Annotated in this window: 10 protein-coding genes; 6 read left to right on the forward strand and 4 right to left on the reverse strand. The window is 72.2% G+C overall.

Going from position 1 to position 17,313, the window contains the following annotated elements; all coding sequences use genetic code 11:
* Positions 1 to 344: 344 nt before the first annotated feature.
* Positions 345 to 4,229: a phage resistance protein gene (locus ACIBAI_RS16340; RefSeq protein WP_399034678.1), complete on the forward strand. Its 3,885-nt coding sequence runs from the start codon at positions 345 to 347 to the stop codon at positions 4,227 to 4,229.
* Positions 4,226 to 7,153: a BREX-2 system phosphatase PglZ gene (gene pglZ / locus ACIBAI_RS16345; RefSeq protein WP_399034680.1), complete on the forward strand. Its 2,928-nt coding sequence runs from the start codon at positions 4,226 to 4,228 to the stop codon at positions 7,151 to 7,153. Before ACIBAI_RS16340 ends, pglZ begins: the two co-directional genes overlap by 4 nt.
* A gap of 79 nt (positions 7,154 to 7,232) precedes the next feature.
* Here pglZ and ACIBAI_RS16350 read toward each other — a convergent pair whose 3' ends face one another.
* Both ACIBAI_RS16350 and ACIBAI_RS16355 read right to left on the reverse strand, forming a co-directional pair.
* Entirely contained in the window at positions 7,233 to 7,448 is a 216-nt protein-coding gene (locus tag ACIBAI_RS16350) for a DUF397 domain-containing protein (protein WP_399034682.1), read from the reverse strand.
* Positions 7,445 to 8,305 carry a helix-turn-helix domain-containing protein gene (locus ACIBAI_RS16355; RefSeq protein WP_399034684.1) on the reverse strand — a complete coding sequence of 287 codons (861 nt, stop codon included), beginning with the start codon at positions 8,303 to 8,305 and terminating at the stop codon, positions 7,445 to 7,447. The genes ACIBAI_RS16350 and ACIBAI_RS16355 overlap by 4 nt, the downstream gene beginning before the upstream one ends.
* Before the next feature lie 175 nt (positions 8,306 to 8,480).
* Here ACIBAI_RS16355 and ACIBAI_RS16360 point away from each other — a divergent pair, with 175 nt between their 5' ends.
* Positions 8,481 to 8,927 carry an ATP-binding protein gene (locus ACIBAI_RS16360; RefSeq protein ID WP_399034685.1) on the forward strand — a complete coding sequence of 149 codons (447 nt, stop codon included), beginning with the start codon at positions 8,481 to 8,483 and terminating at the stop codon, positions 8,925 to 8,927.
* Positions 8,928 to 9,005: 78 nt separating this feature from the next.
* On the opposite strand, the gene ACIBAI_RS16365 is transcribed toward ACIBAI_RS16360, so the two are convergent.
* Both ACIBAI_RS16365 and ACIBAI_RS16370 read right to left on the reverse strand, forming a co-directional pair.
* Entirely contained in the window at positions 9,006 to 10,058 is a 1,053-nt protein-coding gene (locus ACIBAI_RS16365; protein WP_399034688.1) for a CBS domain-containing protein, read from the reverse strand.
* The gene (locus ACIBAI_RS16370) at positions 10,055 to 11,872 is read right to left on the reverse strand and encodes a DUF262 domain-containing protein (protein ID WP_399034690.1); all 1,818 of its coding nucleotides are present in this window, start codon (positions 11,870 to 11,872) and stop codon (positions 10,055 to 10,057) included. Before ACIBAI_RS16370 ends, ACIBAI_RS16365 begins: the two co-directional genes overlap by 4 nt.
* A gap of 181 nt (positions 11,873 to 12,053) precedes the next feature.
* Here ACIBAI_RS16370 and brxD point away from each other — a divergent pair, with 181 nt between their 5' ends.
* From brxD to ACIBAI_RS16385, 3 genes are all read left to right on the forward strand, one after another.
* The gene (gene brxD / locus ACIBAI_RS16375) at positions 12,054 to 13,403 is read left to right on the forward strand and encodes a BREX system ATP-binding protein BrxD (RefSeq protein ID WP_399034693.1); all 1,350 of its coding nucleotides are present in this window, start codon (positions 12,054 to 12,056) and stop codon (positions 13,401 to 13,403) included.
* Positions 13,403 to 15,610 carry a DEAD/DEAH box helicase gene (locus ACIBAI_RS16380; protein ID WP_399034695.1) on the forward strand — a complete coding sequence of 736 codons (2,208 nt, stop codon included), beginning with the start codon at positions 13,403 to 13,405 and terminating at the stop codon, positions 15,608 to 15,610. The genes brxD and ACIBAI_RS16380 overlap by 1 nt, the downstream gene beginning before the upstream one ends.
* A gap of 82 nt (positions 15,611 to 15,692) precedes the next feature.
* Complete coding sequence (locus tag ACIBAI_RS16385; RefSeq protein WP_399034697.1) at positions 15,693 to 17,306, forward strand: competence protein CoiA family protein; 1,614 nt, start codon at positions 15,693 to 15,695, stop codon at positions 17,304 to 17,306.
* Positions 17,307 to 17,313: the final 7 nt, after the last annotated feature.

Consider the following 17,313-nt stretch of genomic DNA (forward strand, 5'->3'; position numbering starts at 1 on the left):
CGGCACGGGGGTGACGCGGGAGTACCGATGTAGGGTGCTGTGCGCAGGCCGTGCGGGTGACGTTCAGTTACGAGGGGGACGACGAAGAGTGCAGACGCCGCGAAACCGTCCGACCTGAACCGGCCTAAACCGGCCGACGCCGTGAGCGTCGTTCCCGCCCGGTCGCCGCACCACCGGATCCGTCCGCGCCGCCGGCCGGGACGGCCGGCCCGCCGCACCGGCCATCCGTACCTCCGGCCCCCGCCCCACCCCCCGGACCGGCCCCGGGCCCCGGCGGCGGACCCCGCACGGCACCGAGTACGAGCAGCAGCACCGACCACCGTCAGGGAGAGCGAGAACCCGCAATGGCCCAGCAACCCCTCCTCCGCGATGTCATCGACATCAAGGAGTCCATCTCCACCTCGGACTTCGTGCTGTCCCTCGCCGAGGCGACGACGCCCGAGGGCGCCCGGCACGCCCTCAAGGACTACGTCGTCACCGAGCGGTTGCTGGAGAACTTCGACGAGGCGCTGGCGCTCATCAAGTCCGCGCTGGACGGACACCGCTCCAAGGCGGCGTACCTCCACGGCTCGTTCGGTTCCGGTAAGTCGCACTTCATGGCCGTGCTGTACGCGCTGCTCAGCGGCAACCAGGCCGCCCGCGCCCGCACCGAGTTCGACCCGGTGCTGACCAAGCACGAGTGGCTGCAGTCGGACGGCAAGAAATTCCTGCTGGTGCCGTACCACATGCTCGGCGCGAAGGCCCTGGAGCAGCGGGTGCTCGGCGGGTACGTGCACCACGTCAAGAAGCTGCACCCGGACGCCCCGACCCCGCAGGTGTACCGGACCGACTCCCTCTTCGCCGACATCCGCGCCATGCGCGCCACCATGGGCGACGAGGCCGTCATCCGCGGTCTGGGCGGCAGCGACGCGGACGACGGCGAGGAGGACGAGTGGGGCGAGGGCTTCGCCTGGACCCCGCAGCTCCTGGACACCGCGCTCGCCGCGGAGGAGAACCACGAGGCGGGCGTCCCGCTCAACCTCCGCAACCCCTCCACCCCGGCCGAGCTGCGCGCCAAGCTGGTCAACGACGCCAGTACGAACCTTCTGCCCGGCTTCGCCAAGAACGCCGCCGAGGACGAGCACGGCTTCATCTCCCTGGACGCCGGCCTGTCCGTCATCGCCGAGCACGCCAAGTCGCTCGGCTACGACGGGCTGATCCTGTTCATGGACGAGCTGATCCTGTGGCTGGCCACCCTCATCCACGATCAGAAGTTCGTGGCGCGTGAGGCCAGCAAGATCACGAACTTCGTGGAGGGCGGCGACGCCCGCCGCGCCATCCCCGTCGTGTCGTTCATCGCCCGCCAGCGCGACCTGCGCGAACTCGTGGGCGAGGAGGTGTCCGGAGCCGCCGAGTCGTCCATCCAGGACACCCTGAACCTGGCTTCCGGCCGGTTCGACAAGATCACCCTGGAGGACCGCAACCTCCCGCAGATCGCCCACGCCCGCCTCCTCAAGCCCAAGGACGCCGAGGCGGAACGGCTCATCGACGAGGCCTTCGAGAAGACCAAGCGGGTCGGCCCGCAAGTGTGGGACACCCTGCTCGGCTCGGAGAAGGGCACCACCGGCGCGGACGCGGAGTCGTTCCGGCTGACGTACCCGTTCTCGCCGGCGTTCATGGACACCCTCGTCCACATCTCGTCCGCGCTGCAGCGCTCCCGCACCGGTCTGAAGCTGATGGGCCAGCTCCTCGCCGACCACCGCAACGAGATACGCCTCGGGCAGCTCATCCCCGTCGGCGACCTCTACCCGGTGATCACTGCGGGCGGCGACAAGCCGTTCACCGACAGCCTGAAGGTCGTCTTCGAGGCCGCCGACAAGCTGTACCGGACCAAGCTGCGGCCCTACCTGCTCAGCTCGTACGACATCACCGAGGACGACGTCGAGCAGTACCGCAACCGGCCCGAGACCATCACCGACCCCAAGCGGCTCAACGGCTGCCGCATGTTCGTCGGCGACAACCGGCTCGTGTGCACCCTGCTGCTGTCCGCGCTCGCGCCCAGCGTGCCCTCCCTGTCCGACCTGACCATCCGGCGGCTCGGCGCCCTCAACCACGGCTCGGTCCTCGCCCCGATCCCGGGCGCCGAGGTCGGCATCATCAAGAACAAGGTCGCCGAGTGGGCCGCCCGGTTCCCCGAGATCAAGGAGACCGGCACCGACGCCAACCCGGGCGTGCGGCTGGAGCTGTCCGGCGTCGACGTGGACTCCGTCATCGCCAACGCCCAGGTCAACGACAACCCCGGCAACCGCGTCGCGCTCGCCCGCCGCCTGCTCTCCGAGGAACTGGGCGTCGAACACGGCCAGTTGAGCGACCAGTTGCACTTCACCTGGCGCGGCACCGCCCGCACCGCCGAGATCGTATTCGGCAACGTCGCCGACGAGGACGAGCTGCCCGACCACGACCTGATGCCGCAGGAGCAGGACCGCTGGCGCATCGCCATAGACCTCCCCTTCGACGAGGGCGAGTGGGGCCCGGTCGAGGACGTCAACCGCATCCAGCGGCTGCGCGAGCGCCAGCAGGGCGAGCGGTCCCGCACCGTCGCCTGGCTGCCCGCGCACCTGTCCGCGCAGCGCTTCGCCGACTTCCGGCGCCTCGTCGTCATCGACAAGGCCCTCGCCGACGAGCACCGCTTCGACACCCAGTACGCCGGCCACCTCAACGCCGACAACCGCAGCCGCGCCAAGGGCCTGCTCGAGACCCAGCGCGAAGCGCTGCTCAAGCAGGTCAAGGGTGCGTTCAAGCAGGCGTACGGCCTCGCCCAGAAGCAGGCCGCCGACGTCGTGCCCGACTTCGACGACCACCTCGTCGCGCTGCCCGACGTCGACGGCCTCACCCTGTCCTTCGGGCAGAGCCTGCACGACGGCATCCGGCACATCGCGGGCAGGCTGCTCGCCCACCAGTACCCGGCCCACCCCGACCTCGACCCCGACGCCACCGGCACCGCCGTCCGGCCCGCCGACGCCAAAAAGGTGTTCACCCACGTCCGGGACGCCGCCGAGGCCCGCGACGGGCGGATCGAGGTCCCGGCCGCCGACCGCAAGCTCATGCAGCGCATCGCCGGACCCCTGCGCCTCGGACAGCAGAAGGAGGCGTACTTCGAGCTGTCCCGCTACTGGGCCGACCACTTCCGCCGGCAGGCCAGCTCCCAGGGCGTCACCGGGGACCTGTCCCTGATCACGCTCACCGACTGGATGGACCAGCCCGACCCGCGCGGCCTGCCCGACTTCCTCGCCCGGCTCGTCGTCGCCGCCTTCGCCGAGATGGACGACCGGGTGTGGGTGCGCGGCGGCACCGTCCTCGACCCCGCGCCCGAACTGACCTCGATCAAGGACCACGACGCGCTGCGCAGCCAGCCGCTGCCCGCCGAGTCCGACTGGGACACCGCACGGCAGCGCTTCGAGGTGATCTTCGGGGCGAAGCCGCCCGCGCTGCGGCGCGGCCGGATGGTCAACCAGTTCGCCCGCCAGATCATCGACACCGCCCGCGCCCACCGGGACCACGCGGCCGACCTCGTGCACCAACTGGAGACCCACGCCTCCTTCCTCGGCCTCGACCAGGCCGCCGACACCGGCCGGCTCGCCCTCGCCCGCCGCTGTCTGCACCTGCTGGACGCGCTCACGGCGGAGGCCGGCAAGGGCGCGGCCGGGGCGAAGAAGACCGTGGAGGCCCTCGCCACCTTCGACCTGGGCGAGACCAGCGCCGACCGGTACGGCACGTCCATCGTGCAGGCCCGCACCGTCGCGGAGGCCGTCGCCTCCGCCCCATGGAGCACCCTGGAACTCGCCGCCGGTCTCGGCCCCGAGGGCGAGGCCCTGCTGGACTCGCTGCGCAGCATCGCCCGCGAGGACCAGCGCACGGCCGACCTGCGCGACGCCCTCACCCGCGCCCAGCGCGAGGTCGTCGCCCTGATCAAGCGCAGCCAGGCCGCCGCCACCCCGCGGCCCGGGACCGTCACGCCCCAGGACAGGGCCGACGACCAGCCCCTGGACACCCCCACCAGCGACCCGCGCATCCCGTACACCCAGCAGCAGACGCCCTCCCCGGCGAGTGGCGGCGGCACCACGAGGAAGTCGGGACACCGCAGCACGACCGTGCGCCAGGCCGCCGCCGACCTCCAGGCGGAGCTGTCCGAGCTGGCCGCCCGCCACCCCGACGCGACCATCGAGATCAGCTGGAAGGTCGTCGAATGACGGACACCGCCACCGCCGTCCCGGGCGCGGTCCGGCTGAACACCGCGACCGTCACCCAGTACCTGTCCTCGCAGACCTCCCTCGCCGACTCCCTCACCGGGGACGGCGGGGGCCGGCGCCGGGTGGTGCTGCTGCGGTCCGCACCCCAGTGGGACGGCCCCGCCGAACCCGTCTGGGGCGAGGGCCGCACGGCCGGCGTCGCGGTGGCACCGTCCCCGCTCGCCGTCCACGAACTCGTCCTCGACCACCTGGCGGGCCGCCGCCCCGGCCCCGCCGTCCTGGTCGTCCTCACCGACCGCGAGCAGCACGAACTCGACCCGGCGATCCTCGCCCGCGTCCACAAGTTGCGCATCGACACGGTCGACAGCTGGGACGTCGTCCGCGACGCGTTCGGCGCCCGGCAGATCGACCCGCGCCTGAAGGACGTCAACTGGGCCGCCGAGGCCCTCCTCGACGCCACCCCGCCCACCACCGGCGGCTGGCCGCCCGTGCCCGGCGGCTGGCTGTCGCGGCAGTACGCCCTCACCGCGCTCGCCCAGCGCCGCCTGCGCCTGGGCCGCTACGACACCGAGGACGGCACCCGCCGCCCCGGCGACGACCGGCTCGACGCGCAGGCCCTGCTGCACTGGTCGACCCGGCCCGGCGCCCCCGAACGGTTCCTCGCCCTGCGCGGCCCCGAACGCGCCGGACTGACCGCGTTCCTCGGCGAGGAGGACCAGGCGGGCCTCGCCGGACGCGCCCTGCTCGCCCTCGTCGACGCCGAGCGCGGCGCGGACGCCGCCGCCTTCGGCCTGGTGTGCGCGGCCCTGTGGCAGCACGCCGAGCCCACTCCCGAGACCTACCGGGCACGGGGCCGCGCCGAGCGCTACTTCGGCGACCAGCCCCCGGCCCTCGGCGACCAGCTCGACGCGCTGGTCACCGTCTTCGGGCGGGCCGCCGAGGAGTACGTGACCACCCTGCTGGCGGCCGGACACCGCACCGGCGGCGCCGACGCCGAACAGGCCCGCGAAGCCCGCCGCACCACCGGCACCGTGCTCGACCGGGCCGCCGCACTGGCCCGCCAGTTCGGCGCGGAGCAGGCCGCCGCGGCCAGCCCCGTCCTGCGCGGCGGGCTCGACGCCCGGTTCACCGCCGTCGGCCGGGCCCTCGCCGCCGGCGACACGGCCGCGGCGGCGGACGCCGTACGGAAGCTGGAGAGCCACCGGCTCGCCGGCGAACCGGAGGAGTCCGCCCGCATCGAGCGCGCCCGCATGGGGCAGCGCCTCGCCCGCTGGCTCGCCACCGACCCCGCCGCCGACGCGCCCACCGTCGCCGACGCCGTACGGCGGCACGTCGCCGAGACCGGCTGGGCCGACCTCGCCCTGGAGCACATCGAGGCCGGCGGCGACCCGGACCCGGTCCTCAAGGCCGCCTACGACACCCTCGGCGCCCGCGTCAGGGACCGGCGCCGGCAGATCGACGCCTCCTTCGCCCGCTCCCTGGCCGCCTGGACGGAGGCCGGCACCCAGCCCGGCTCCATGCTCACCGTCGAGACCTTCCTCGACCGCGTGGTCGGGCCGATCGTCCGGCGCGGGGAGGAACGACGGGTGCTGCTGCTCGTGCTCGACGGCATGAGCGCGGCCATCGCGAACGAACTCGGCGAGGAACTGCGCCGCTCCTGGGCCGAGTTCGACCCGCTGCCCGAGGGCGGCGCCCCGCACCGGCGGGCGATGGCCGCCGCCCTGCCCACCGTGACGTCCGTGTCCCGCACCTCGCTCTTCGCCGGCACCCTGACGAAGGGCACCCAGGCCGACGAGAAGCGGCTCTTCCCCGCACTGAGGCTGTGGGGCGGCGCCCCGGCCGCCGTGTTCCACAAGGACGACCTGCGCACCGAGACCGCGGGCGACACCTTCGGCCCGGCGCTCACGGAGGCCCTGGCCGACGGCCGGACCCACGTGGCCGTCGTCCTGAACGCCATCGACGACCGGCTCGCCAAGGAGCAGAAGCTCGGCGACGGCGCCTGGCGGGTGGACGACGTGCCCGGCCTGCGCGACCTGCTGCGGGTGGCGGCGGCCCAGGGCATGGCCGTCCTCCTCACCAGCGACCACGGCCACGTCGTCGACCGGCACGGCACCAAGGTCGATCCCGCCGCAGACCCTGCCTCCGCCCGCCACCGCCTGCCCGGCGGCCCGCTCGCCGAACGGGAGATCGCCCTCACCGGACCGCGCGTGGTGTGGCCCGAGCCCGGCGCGTCCATCGTCGCCCTGTGGGACGCCGACTCCCGCTACACCGCCCTCAAGGCCGGCTACCACGGCGGGGCCTCCCTCGCCGAGTTCACCGTCCCGGTCCTCGCGTTCCTGCCGTTCGGGGCGGAACCCCCCAAGGGCTGGCGGGAGCTGGGCGACCAGCGGCCGGTCTGGTGGGCCCCGGAGGAGGCCGGGAGGGCGCCGCTGCCCAGCGGACAGGACACCCAGCCGGTGGCCGGCGCCACTCCCGCCGCTCCCAAGAAGTCGACGGGCAAGTCCCAGAAGAAGCAGGCGGAACTCGCGCGGACGCACGAAGCGCTCTTCGAGGTGGAGCTGACCGCCGGGGGAGACGACGCCCTGCTCACGCCGACGGTCGTCTCCCGGACCGAAGTGCTCGTGAAGGCGCTGCTCGACTCGGAGACGTACCGGGCGCAGCTCGGCGGACTGGCCCGCAAACCGCAGCAGGAGCAGGTCCACAAGGCGCTCGCCGCGCTGCTCGACGCCGGCGGCACCCTGCCCGTCACCGCCCTCGCCCAGCGCGCGGGCATGCCCACCAGCCGGGGCGACGGCTTCGCCGCCGTCCTGCGGCAACTGCTCAACTACGACGGCGTACAGGTCCTCGAAACCCTGCCGGACGGCCGCACCCTGCGGCTCCACGAGGCACTGCTGCGCGAGCAGTTCGCCCTCGGAGCGGGCTGACGACACCACTCGGGGTGCCCCCGGACCCTGCCCCGGAGGCACCCCGAGCGGTACGTCCGCTGCTCGCGGCTCCCCGTCGTCAGACGGCGGCCTTACGCGCGTAAGCGGTGAACGCTGCCCACTGCTCCCGGGGGAAGGCGAGCACCGCGTCCGCCTGCGCCTTCGAGTCCCGGACATGGACGGTGCCGGGTGTCAGGGCGACCTCTATGCAGTCGCCACCACCTGACCCGCTGTAGCTGCTCTTGCGCCAACTGAGTTCGGCCTCACCGTGCCCGGCGTTCCGATCAACGATCATGCTGCGGCCCCTCCTGCCAGTCTCCCGAGCAAACGCGCAGACTCTTCCGGGGTCAGCGCCTGCGAGCGCAGCTTGCCATACCGCAGGCTGAAGGCACTGACCTGGGCAGGATCGGTCACCACGGACCCCACCTCCTGCGACTCGACGTATCCGATCTGACGGTGTTCCGCCGTCTCCAGCACGACGAAGCCGCCATTGAGGCCCGGGTGGAAACCGTAGGCAGCAGGCATGATTTGGATACTCACGTTGCGCAGTTCTCCCAACACCGCCAAACGGCGAAGCTGCTCTTGCATCACCTCGTCACCTCCGACGGGGTTGGTGAGCGCCGTCTCGCCGATCACGAACGACAACTCGACGATGGGGGAGCGGGTCAGCAGTTGCTGGCGGCTCAGACGAGCCTCCGTGTGGAATTCGATCACCTCGTCCTCCAGCGCCGGGCAATGCGCCATGAACAGAGCTCGGGCGTACGCCTCGGTTTGCAGAAGGCCGGGAATCAGAAGCGGGTCGTACGAGAAACGACTCACCGCGTCGACCTCGATGGAAGCGAAGTCCTGGAAGAAGCTCGGCAGCTTGGCCCGGTCCACGTCCTCCTGAAGCACCCGCAGCGCCCCACCCGCCCCCAGCACCCGCTCCGCGGCCTCCGTGAACGCGGCCTTGGCCGGGCGTCGCCCCTGCTCCACCGAGGCGACCTGCTCCAGCGAGTACCCGATGGCATCCGCGAGGGCCTGCTGGGTGAGCCCGGCCCGCTCGCGGAAGAGGCGGACCAGCTTGCCGTAGGCGCTCCACACCGCGGGGTGCTCCCGGCCCGGTGAACGCCGCCCGGTCGTCCGGCACTCCCGCTCGCCCGCCTTGCCCATCGCGCCCCCTGCCCGCCGCAGTGTCCCGTGCCGTCCCCAACGACCCTGCCGGTCGCCCGGTCCCGGGCACGGTCCCGTACAGATGCCGTACCGACCCGTACAACGGGCGTACCGCGCCACCGGGTACGGCCGCCCGACCTGGCCCGGACCGCCCGGGCGACGAGACGGTCACTCCATGAAGTCGATCGACGCGCAGACCGGGGCGCCCCCGAACACCCCGCGGTTTACGATCCGCCTCAGCAGCACCGGACGCGGGGCACGCCTCGCCCGGCGTCTCGTGGCCCAGCAACTGGCGGCCTGGGGAGTCCCGTACGGCAGCGAGGCGTCCGACGCCGCCTGCGCGGTCACGGCGGAGCTGGCGGCGAACGCCGTTACACACGGCCGGCTGCCGGGACGGGACTTCAGGCTGGCCCTGCTGCGGTTTCCGGGCCATGTCCGCGTCGAGGTGACCGACGCGCGTCCCGAGCGGCTGCCACCGGCAGCCCTCCCCGCCGGGCCTCGCCCACTGGAGGCGGACTCGGGGCGCGGGCTGCTCCTGGTGGCCGCCTACGCCGAACGATGGGGGTGCGAGGTGCGGGACACCTGCACCAAGACGGTGTGGGCCGAGATCGCCTGCCCCTAGGAGGAGGGGATCCGGGACGCCGGGTGGTCGTGCACCCGATCCGCCCTCGCCCCGGACCACCCCATGCCGTCCGCTACCTCACGGCGCGAACGCCCGCAGTACCTTCGCGAAGGTCGTCAGCTCGTCGAGCATCTCCTGCGGAAGCGGCTTCTCGTCGAAGTGGGCGATCCGGTTGCGGATGTCCCCAACCCGCTTCAGCAGGCCGACGAACTGCTCCCGGGGCATGTTGGGCCACTTCAGCGCCTCCCAGTTGCGGTCGGCCCGCTCGGCGAGGGACTGCTTCGTCTGGTCGCCGTCCAGGAGTCTCAGGTAGTCGCCGAACGTCAGGTCCGACACCTGGCCGGTGCGGCGCTCCGGCTTCCTGTTCGTCTGGACCGCCTTGATGGCCTCCGCGTCCAGGGCCGCGCCCAGGCAGCGGCGCAGCAGCGACTCGATCTCGCCCACGAGGAAGAAGGGACGCGCCGCCCCCTCGAAGCGCTCCGTGACGTCCGCGGCGGTGACGATGCCCGACAGGCAGCCGTCGTCGCCGCGGACGAGCAGGTAGCCGTGCTCGCGGATGACGGGGAGGGCGGTGAAGAACTCCTGGCGGGCGTCGGCGACGGGCAGCGAGTCCTTCTCCATCGCGTTGTCCAGCGTGGCCGGCTTCCCCGCCTCGTACATCTTGGCCACGGACCCCCAGGTCACGACCCCGTGGACCTGCGCCATGCCGGTGGTCACCGGCACCTGGGAGAGGCCCTTGGTGCGCATGAGGAAGGTCGTCTGGGACAGGGGCGTCCCGGGACCCACGGACACCACGCCGCGCCGCGCCGACGGGATGTCGCCGAGGAGCAGCCGCTGCGGCAGGGCGTGCGAGGGAAGGGCTTCGTCCGCCGCATCGGCCTCGTCGTCCGCGTCGACGGGCGCGCGCTGCGCGGGGACGGACGCCAGCGGCACGACCTCGACGGTGCTGCGCAGGCCGCACACGGCGAAGTCCGGCAGCGTGGTCAGCCCGGCGTCCGCCAGCGCCTGCGAGATCCGGTGCACCGAGCGGTGATCACGGACCCTGACCTGGAACAGGTCGAGGATCTCCTGCACGGACACGGTCCTGCCCTTGAGCGAGGCGACGTCCCGCTCGTCCGGCCTGGTCGTCATCGGACGTCGCCCTCCGGCAGGTCGCGGAGCATCGTCCTCTTGCCCATGGCCGAGTGCACCAGTTCCTGCAACTGCTTGGAGCGATCGCGGTAGAAGCGCTCGTAGTCGTTCTCCCGCAACGCGTCCGGATCGATCAGGTGGGTGGACAGGACGTCGTCGAACCACTCGGGCCGCATGTCCGACGCGGCGATCATCGTGGACAGGTACGACGACGGCGCCCCCGTCATGTCCATCGCCGCGCGGTAGGACAGGGGGGTCTTGTTCACGATCGAACTCGTCGGCAGACCGTGGCTGTCGCCCCGCCGGAACCACGTCCTGGGGAAGATCTGCCGCACGTCTACGCTGTACTCGTCCAGCCTGCCGGGACTGAGCGGGGCGTCCGTGTAGTGCCAGTCCACCGCCCCCTGCTTGATCAGCAGGGCGTAGATGCCCTTGTAGGCGGCGCTGTTGCGGGTGGTGAGGGTGTCGAGGCGATCGTTGAAGAAGAACGCCTCCGTGACCGTCTCGGGCGCCTTCTCGTCCTGCGCGATCCAGGGAACGAGCTGTTCGACGTCCTTGGTGAAGCGCGTCTCCGTGGAGCCGCCGTACATCTCCCCGAGCACCCCGCACCAGTACCACTGCTCGATCTTCTCCTGCGCACCCAGGCTGTCGGTCGCCGTGTCGAGGATGGCGCGGACGGCCGCGAGCGGGACGAGCTGCGTCTTGTACGGCAGGTCCGCCGGGCGGACGATGCACTGCCGCTCCAGGAAGTCGCCCACCCACGCGAAGGCGTCGGCGAGCTTGGGCGCCAGGCGGACGAAGTCGGCCAGGGGGAGGTCCAGCAGATCGCGGCGCTTGCAGGACACCGTCGCCCCGGCGCCCGCCTGCTTCCGCTCCCAGGTGCGCACCAGCGCGATGGCCTGGAGGAAGTCGATGCTGCTCAGCCCGTTCTCCAGACCGCTCTCCAGACGGCCGAAGACCGGGTACTTGCTCGCCAGCGCCTGCTTGATCTCCCGCCACACCTCGGGAAGCTGGTAGTAGTCCCCGTTCTGCTCGACGTAGTCGCGGTCCCCGGCGTAGGTCGCGGTGAGCAGTTCGAAGACGTTCAGGGGCACACCGCCCGTGTTGACCCGCTCGAACACCGCGCAGACGGCGTCCATGGAGGTGGAGGCCCCCAGCCGGATCATCGGCACCTGGAAGGCGCGGACCTGCTGGAGGACCGCCTCGTCGAACTGGCCCCACAGGTCCCAGTTCCGGTCCTCGTCGGCCTTGATGTACGCCCTCTTCCACTCGTTCACGCGCTGCGCGTCGAAGACGAGGTGCAGGGGGAAGAGGCCGGCCGCGCACTCGGCCTCGGTGGTGCGCAGATCCAGCACCACCGTGCGGTTGAAGTCCGTCCGCAGCACCTTGTCGGCCGGGACGGACACGATGGCCTCGTCGCGGTCCGCGGACGGCCCGACGGCCTTGGCGATGTCGACGTAGTACCACCGCTGGATGGGCTTGCCCCGGGCGTCCGCCGTCTCCACCGGGGCGTCCAGCCACAGGGCCTGGAAGAGGGAGGTGAGGCGCTGCTGCCCGTCCAGCAGCAGGAGGTCGGCCGCCGGGTCCCCGTCCGGCCGTGCGCCGGTCAGGGTCCGGGAGCGGAACCGGGTGGCGCCGCCGGTCTGCAGCGTCATCACGACACCGAGCGGGTAGTCCAGCGTGACCGTCGCGATGATCGCCCGGATCCGGTCGTCGTCCCACTTCCAGTTCCGCTGGAAGTCCGGCAGTTGTAAGGAGCCCGAGGCGACGTCCGCCAGTACGTCCTTGAGTTTCACGTTGTCGAGGGCCGCCATGTGACTCCGCTTTCCGTCTTGCCGCCTGTACGGAGAGTGATTTCATCAGCGCTTTGCTGTAATCGTCAACCGATTCGCCGAAGCAGAGCGGCGCGGGCCGGGACGGCACGCGGCCGGTGAAGCGGCCCGGAACGTACCGGTCCCATACGGTGATGCCCCAAGGAATGGAACACTGACCCCCGTGAGCACCACCGGATCCAAGCGCCCCGCCCACGTCAGCGCGGCCCGTCGCCGCACCGTCATCGACGCCCTGCGCCGCGGCGCCGTACCCGAGAGCGGACTCGACCTGCTGGCCACCGGGCTCGACCGGTTCGAGGCGGCTCTGGACGCGGAGTTGGACGCCGTGGCGTCCGGCGGGTCCGTGTTCAAGGCCGTGCGCGGCGAGTACGGCTCCGGCAAGACGTTCTTCACCCGCTGGCTGGGGGAGCGGGCCAAGCGGCGCAACTTCGCCGTGGCCGAGATCCAGATCTCGGAGAACGAGACGCCGCTGCACAAGCTGGAGACGGTCTACCGGCGCCTCACCGAGCGCCTCACCACCTCCAGCTTCCCGCCCAGCGCCCTGCGGCCGGTCGTGGACGCCTGGTTCTACGCCCTGGAGGAGGACGCCCTCGCGGCCGGCGCGACCGAGGAGGAACTGCCCGGTGAGGTGGAGAAGCTGCTCGTCGCACGCCTCGCGGAGGTGTCCCGGCACGCCCCGTCCTTCGCCGCCGCCCTGCGGGGCTACCGGGCCGCCCTCGCCGACGGCGACGAGACGACCGCCGCGGCCGTCCTGGCGTGGCTCGGCGGCCAGCCCCACGTCGCCGCCTCCGCCCGCAGGGCCGCCGGGGTGCGCGGCGACCTCGACCACTTCGGGGCGCTCGGCTTCCTGCAGGGGCTCCTCACCGTGCTGCGCGACTCCGGGCACACCGGTCTCTTCGTCGTCCTCGACGAGGTGGAGACGCTGCAACGGGTCCGCTCCGACGCCCGCGACAAGGCGCTCAACGCGCTGCGGCAGCTCATCGACGAGGTCCACTCCGGCCGCTTCCCCGGCCTGTACCTCGTCATCACCGGCACACCCGCCTTCTACGACGGCCAGCAGGGCGTGCAGCGACTGGCCCCGCTCGCCCAGCGGCTCGCCACCGACTTCACCACCGACCCGCGCTTCGACAACCCGCGCGCCGTGCAGGTCCGGCTCCCCGGCTTCACCCAGGAGTCCCTGGTCGGCCTCGGCGCCACCATCCGGGACCTGTACGCGGACGCCGCCCAGGCACCCGAGCGGGTCCGGACGGTCGTCGACGACGCCTACGTCGCCGACCTCGCACGGGCCGTCGGCGGGGCACTGGGCGGGAAGGTCGGCGTGGCCCCCCGGCTGTTCCTGAAGAAGCTCGTCGGGGACGTCCTCGACCGGGTGGACCAGTTCGACGACTTCGACCCCCGGCGGCACTACCGGCTGACCGTCGCGAGCAGCGAGCTCACCGACGTGGAGCGGAACCTGGCCGCCGCGGTCACCGGCGGCTCCGCGTCCGCCGACGACATCGACCTGGAGCTGTGATGGCCGGCGCCGACAACCCGGCCGGGACGGACCCGGCCGGGAGAGGGGCCGACGTCCTGGACCGGCTCGATCCCGTCGTCCTGCACCACATCGTCAACACCCTCGGCTGGCCCGACCTGCGCCCCCTCCAGCGGGCGGCGATCACCCCGCTGATGGACGGCGAGGACGCCGTACTGCTGGCGCCGACAGCCGGCGGCAAGACGGAAGCGGCCTGCTTCCCGCTGCTGTCGGCGATGGCCGAGCAGCGGTGGACCGGCACCTCGGTGCTGTACCTGTGCCCGCTCAAGGCGCTCCTCAACAACCTCGTCGCCCGTGTCGACACCTACGCACAGTGGCTGGGGCGGCGCGCCGCCCTCTGGCACGGCGACACCAAGGAGTCGCAGCGCCGGCGCATCCGCACCGAGGCGCCGGACGTCCTGCTCACCACGCCCGAGTCGCTCGAGGCGATGCTGATCGGCGTCAAGACCGACCACGCGCGCCTGCTGGGGAGCGTACGGGCCGTCGTCGTCGACGAGGTGCACGCCTTCGCGGGCGACGACCGGGGCTGGCACCTGCTGGCCGTGCTCGAACGGCTGGAACGGGTCACCGGCCGACCCATCCAGCGCGTCGGCCTGTCCGCGACCGTCGGCAACCCGGAACAGCTGCTGCACTGGCTGCAGGGCGCGAGCGCGGGCAGCCGTACCGGGCGCGTCGTGGCCCCGGAGGCGAGGCCGCCCGCGTCCGGCGGGACGGGCGACGGCCCGAACACCGCCGCTCAGCAGCTCCCGCGGCCGGCGGGCGAAGTGGAGCTCGACTACGTGGGCTCCCTCGACAACGCCGCCAAACTCATCGCTGCCCTGCACCGGGGAGAGAAACGCCTCGTCTTCTGCGACTCGCGCCGCCAGGTCGAGGAACTGGGCGCCGCGCTGCGCGCCCGCGAGGTGACCGTCTTCCTCTCCCACGCCTCCCTCTCCGTCGACGAACGCACCCGCTCCGAGCAGGCGTTCGCCGAGGCGCGCGACTGCGTCATCGTCTCCACCTCCACCCTCGAACTCGGCATCGACGTCGGCGACCTGGACCGCGTCGTCCAGATCGACTCACCGGCCACCGTCGCCTCCTTCCTGCAGCGCATCGGCCGCACCGGCCGCCGCCCCGGCACCGTGCGCAACTGCCTGTTCCTCACCACCCGCAAGGACACCCTGCTGCAGGCGGCCGGGCTGTTGTTGCTGTGGTCGCGCGGCTGGGTGGAGCCGGTCCTGCCGCCGCCCGAGCCGCGCCACCTCGTGGCCCAGCAGCTCCTCGCCGTCACCCTGCAACAGCACAAGCTCGGCGACCGGTTGTGGGACCGGCAGTGGAACGGCCTCGCCCCCTTCGACCGGTCCGCCGCCCCGATTCTGAGCTTCCTCACCGAAGAAGGCTTCCTCGACAACGACGGCGGCCTGCTGTTCGTCGGACCCGAGGCGGAACGCCGCTTCGGCAAGCGGCACTTCATCGAACTCACCGCGTCCTTCACCGCGCCGCCCCAGTTCACCGTCCTGTCCGGGCGCACGGAGATCGGCCGCACCGACCCGAGCGTGCTCACCGAGGAACGCCCCGGCCCCCGGCGGCTGCTGCTCGGCGGGCGCAGCTGGCAGGTCACCTACATCGACTGGCTGCGCAAGCGCGTCTTCGTCGAACCCGCCGACGGCGGGGGCGTCGCCAAGTGGATGAACGGCGGCATCGCGGGCCTGTCGTACGCCCTGACGCGCGCCATGCGCGAAGTGCTGCTGGGCGCGGACCCGCCGGTCGCCCTGACCCGGCGCGCCGAGGCGTGCCTGGCCGAGCAGCGCGAGACCGACGCGCCCGACACCGTGCACCCGGGCGGGACCCTGATCACGCGCGTCGGCAGCGACGTGCGCTGGTGGACCTGGGCCGGGTACCGCGCCAACGCCACCCTCGCGGCCACCCTCCCGTCGGTCGCCGACCCCTTGCAACGGCCCGCCGACTGCTGGGTACGTCTGCGGGAGGGCCTCACCCCGGCCGACTGGCGCGCGGCCCGCGAGAACGTCGGCGGAAACCTGGTCCTGCCCGACGTGGACCGACGGGCCGTACACGGCCTGAAGTTCTCCGCGGCCCTCCCGGAACGCCTCGCCGTTGCAACGGTGGCGGCCCGGCTGGCCGACTTCGAGAGCGCCCGTGCGGTGTTGTCGGAGCCGGTGCGTCTCGTCGGCTTAAGCGGTTCCGCCTGAGACCTGAGACACGCGTTCCGCAGGGCGCGAAGCGGACCTTGACGGGACCGCCCACGCGCCCCACCACGTCCGGAGTCCGACCATGCTCTTGCCCGCAGGGGAAGAAGACACCCGCAAGGTCCAGACGGCCGTCGCGGGATCCCCCGCCGCCGACCACCCGGTGTACCTGCCGATGGACGCGGCCGAGTACGACCGCTTCATCCGCGAGTACCCGGCCCGGGAGTTCTACTGCGGAACACTCCTCGGCGGATGCGGCAAGAAGCTGGCGGCCCGCAAGTACCGCGACAAGAAGTGCCATTTCGCGCACGTGGCTGCGGGCGCCTGCCGTCGCGCCTCGACGAACGAGGCCAGCGCCGACCACCTGTACATGGGCCGGGCGATCACGGTCTGGCTGAAGGAACAGAAGTACGGGCACGTCCAACCCCGGTACAAGCAGAAGGGGAAACAGGACCTGCGCGACTTCGTCGACATACGGTACATGCACCGCGAGGAACGGCGGGAGCGTCTGGTGCGCGTACAGCTCGCCAGAAGGTCGAAATCGGAGTGGGAGGAGACCGACACCCGCCTCAGGGAGCAGTGGACAGGCATCGAGTGGCTGTTCGGTCCGGACAGCATGCTCGCCAACTGGCAGATCGACCGCCGAGGGTACGCCCTCCGCATCCGATGCCGCCCGGCCGGCATCACGCGCGTCGTGGAGGTCGGCGTACAGCTCCCCGACACTCCCATCGACTGGGTTCCTCTCACCGAGTGCCGCATGACCGCCCACGGCATCCGGCTGCCCGGACTGGAACCCACCGCCGACGGCCTCGTACCGCTCGGCAGGCAGGCACCGTCACCCGCCTCCCGCAGCATCCCGACCCCGGCGGCGGCCGGTCGGCGGACGGATCGGAGCGGTGAACACCGCCCCCTGGAGACCCCTTCGCCGTCTGCCGCCCTACCCGGGGGCGATGAGCCGAACCGGCGAGCGGCGGCACCGGCGGATCCGCAGCCGCATCCCGAGAAAACGGGCGTCTTTACGACATCGGAGACCGCCCCCGGCAGCGGAGAGGGCGCGGAAGGAACTCCCCGCACCCCGCCTGCCCGTGTCCCCCTGCAGGAAATCCAGGCGTACCACGACGAGAAGGCGACCGAGGAGATGACCCTCCTCCTCGACCACCTGGACCTCGTGGGGGACGAACTGCACCTCGATCAGCTCCAGACGGTCCTCCGCGGCATCTCGGCCCTTGAAAGGACGATGTGGCGTGGGCCGGCCCCCGAAGTGCGCAAGCGCGTCCGGGCCTGGCAGGCCCACGCGGACATGCTTCTCGCTCGTCCGACCTTCCGGGAGATATGCGCTCACGCCGATGCCGTTCGGCCGCTCCTGTCCGTGGCCGCCCGGACGGCACGACCCCTGACCTGGACGGAGCTGGGCACCCGCCTGGACGGCCGACTGCCCGCCCTCCACCCGGACGACAAGGTGGCCGTACTGGTCGAGACCGATCGGGCCACGTCCCCCGACCGGCCGCTCCTGTCGGCTCTGGTGGCCGCCCGCGGGCACCGGGTGCATCCGCTGTACGCACGGGTGCTGGACCATCTGGACCGTGCGGTCCCCCGTCCGTCTGACGCGCAGGCCGCCTGGGAGGAAGACCTGCGACGCCACCGGGCGTCACCGGACCTGCAGTACGCCATCAGACGAGTCCACGCCTCTGACATCTGAGTCGATG

This window comes from Streptomyces sp. NPDC051041 (assembly GCF_044456065.1).
GTDB lineage: Bacteria > Actinomycetota > Actinomycetes > Streptomycetales > Streptomycetaceae > Streptomyces > Streptomyces glaucus.

Excerpts from the sequence above, each read along its gene's own strand:
- ACIBAI_RS16340 (WP_399034678.1), top strand. The coding sequence starts at position 345 with ATGGCCCAGCAACCCCTCCTCCGCGATGTCATCGACATCAAGGAGTCC.
- pglZ (WP_399034680.1), top strand. The coding sequence starts at position 4,226 with ATGACGGACACCGCCACCGCCGTCCCGGGCGCGGTCCGGCTGAACACC.
- ACIBAI_RS16350 (WP_399034682.1), bottom strand. The coding sequence starts at position 7,448 with ATGATCGTTGATCGGAACGCCGGGCACGGTGAGGCCGAACTCAGTTGG.
- ACIBAI_RS16355 (WP_399034684.1), bottom strand. The coding sequence starts at position 8,305 with ATGGGCAAGGCGGGCGAGCGGGAGTGCCGGACGACCGGGCGGCGTTCA.
- ACIBAI_RS16360 (WP_399034685.1), top strand. The coding sequence starts at position 8,481 with ATGAAGTCGATCGACGCGCAGACCGGGGCGCCCCCGAACACCCCGCGG.
- ACIBAI_RS16365 (WP_399034688.1), bottom strand. The coding sequence starts at position 10,058 with ATGACGACCAGGCCGGACGAGCGGGACGTCGCCTCGCTCAAGGGCAGG.
- ACIBAI_RS16370 (WP_399034690.1), bottom strand. The coding sequence starts at position 11,872 with ATGGCGGCCCTCGACAACGTGAAACTCAAGGACGTACTGGCGGACGTC.
- ACIBAI_RS16380 (WP_399034695.1), top strand. The coding sequence starts at position 13,403 with ATGGCCGGCGCCGACAACCCGGCCGGGACGGACCCGGCCGGGAGAGGG.
- ACIBAI_RS16385 (WP_399034697.1), top strand. The coding sequence starts at position 15,693 with ATGCTCTTGCCCGCAGGGGAAGAAGACACCCGCAAGGTCCAGACGGCC.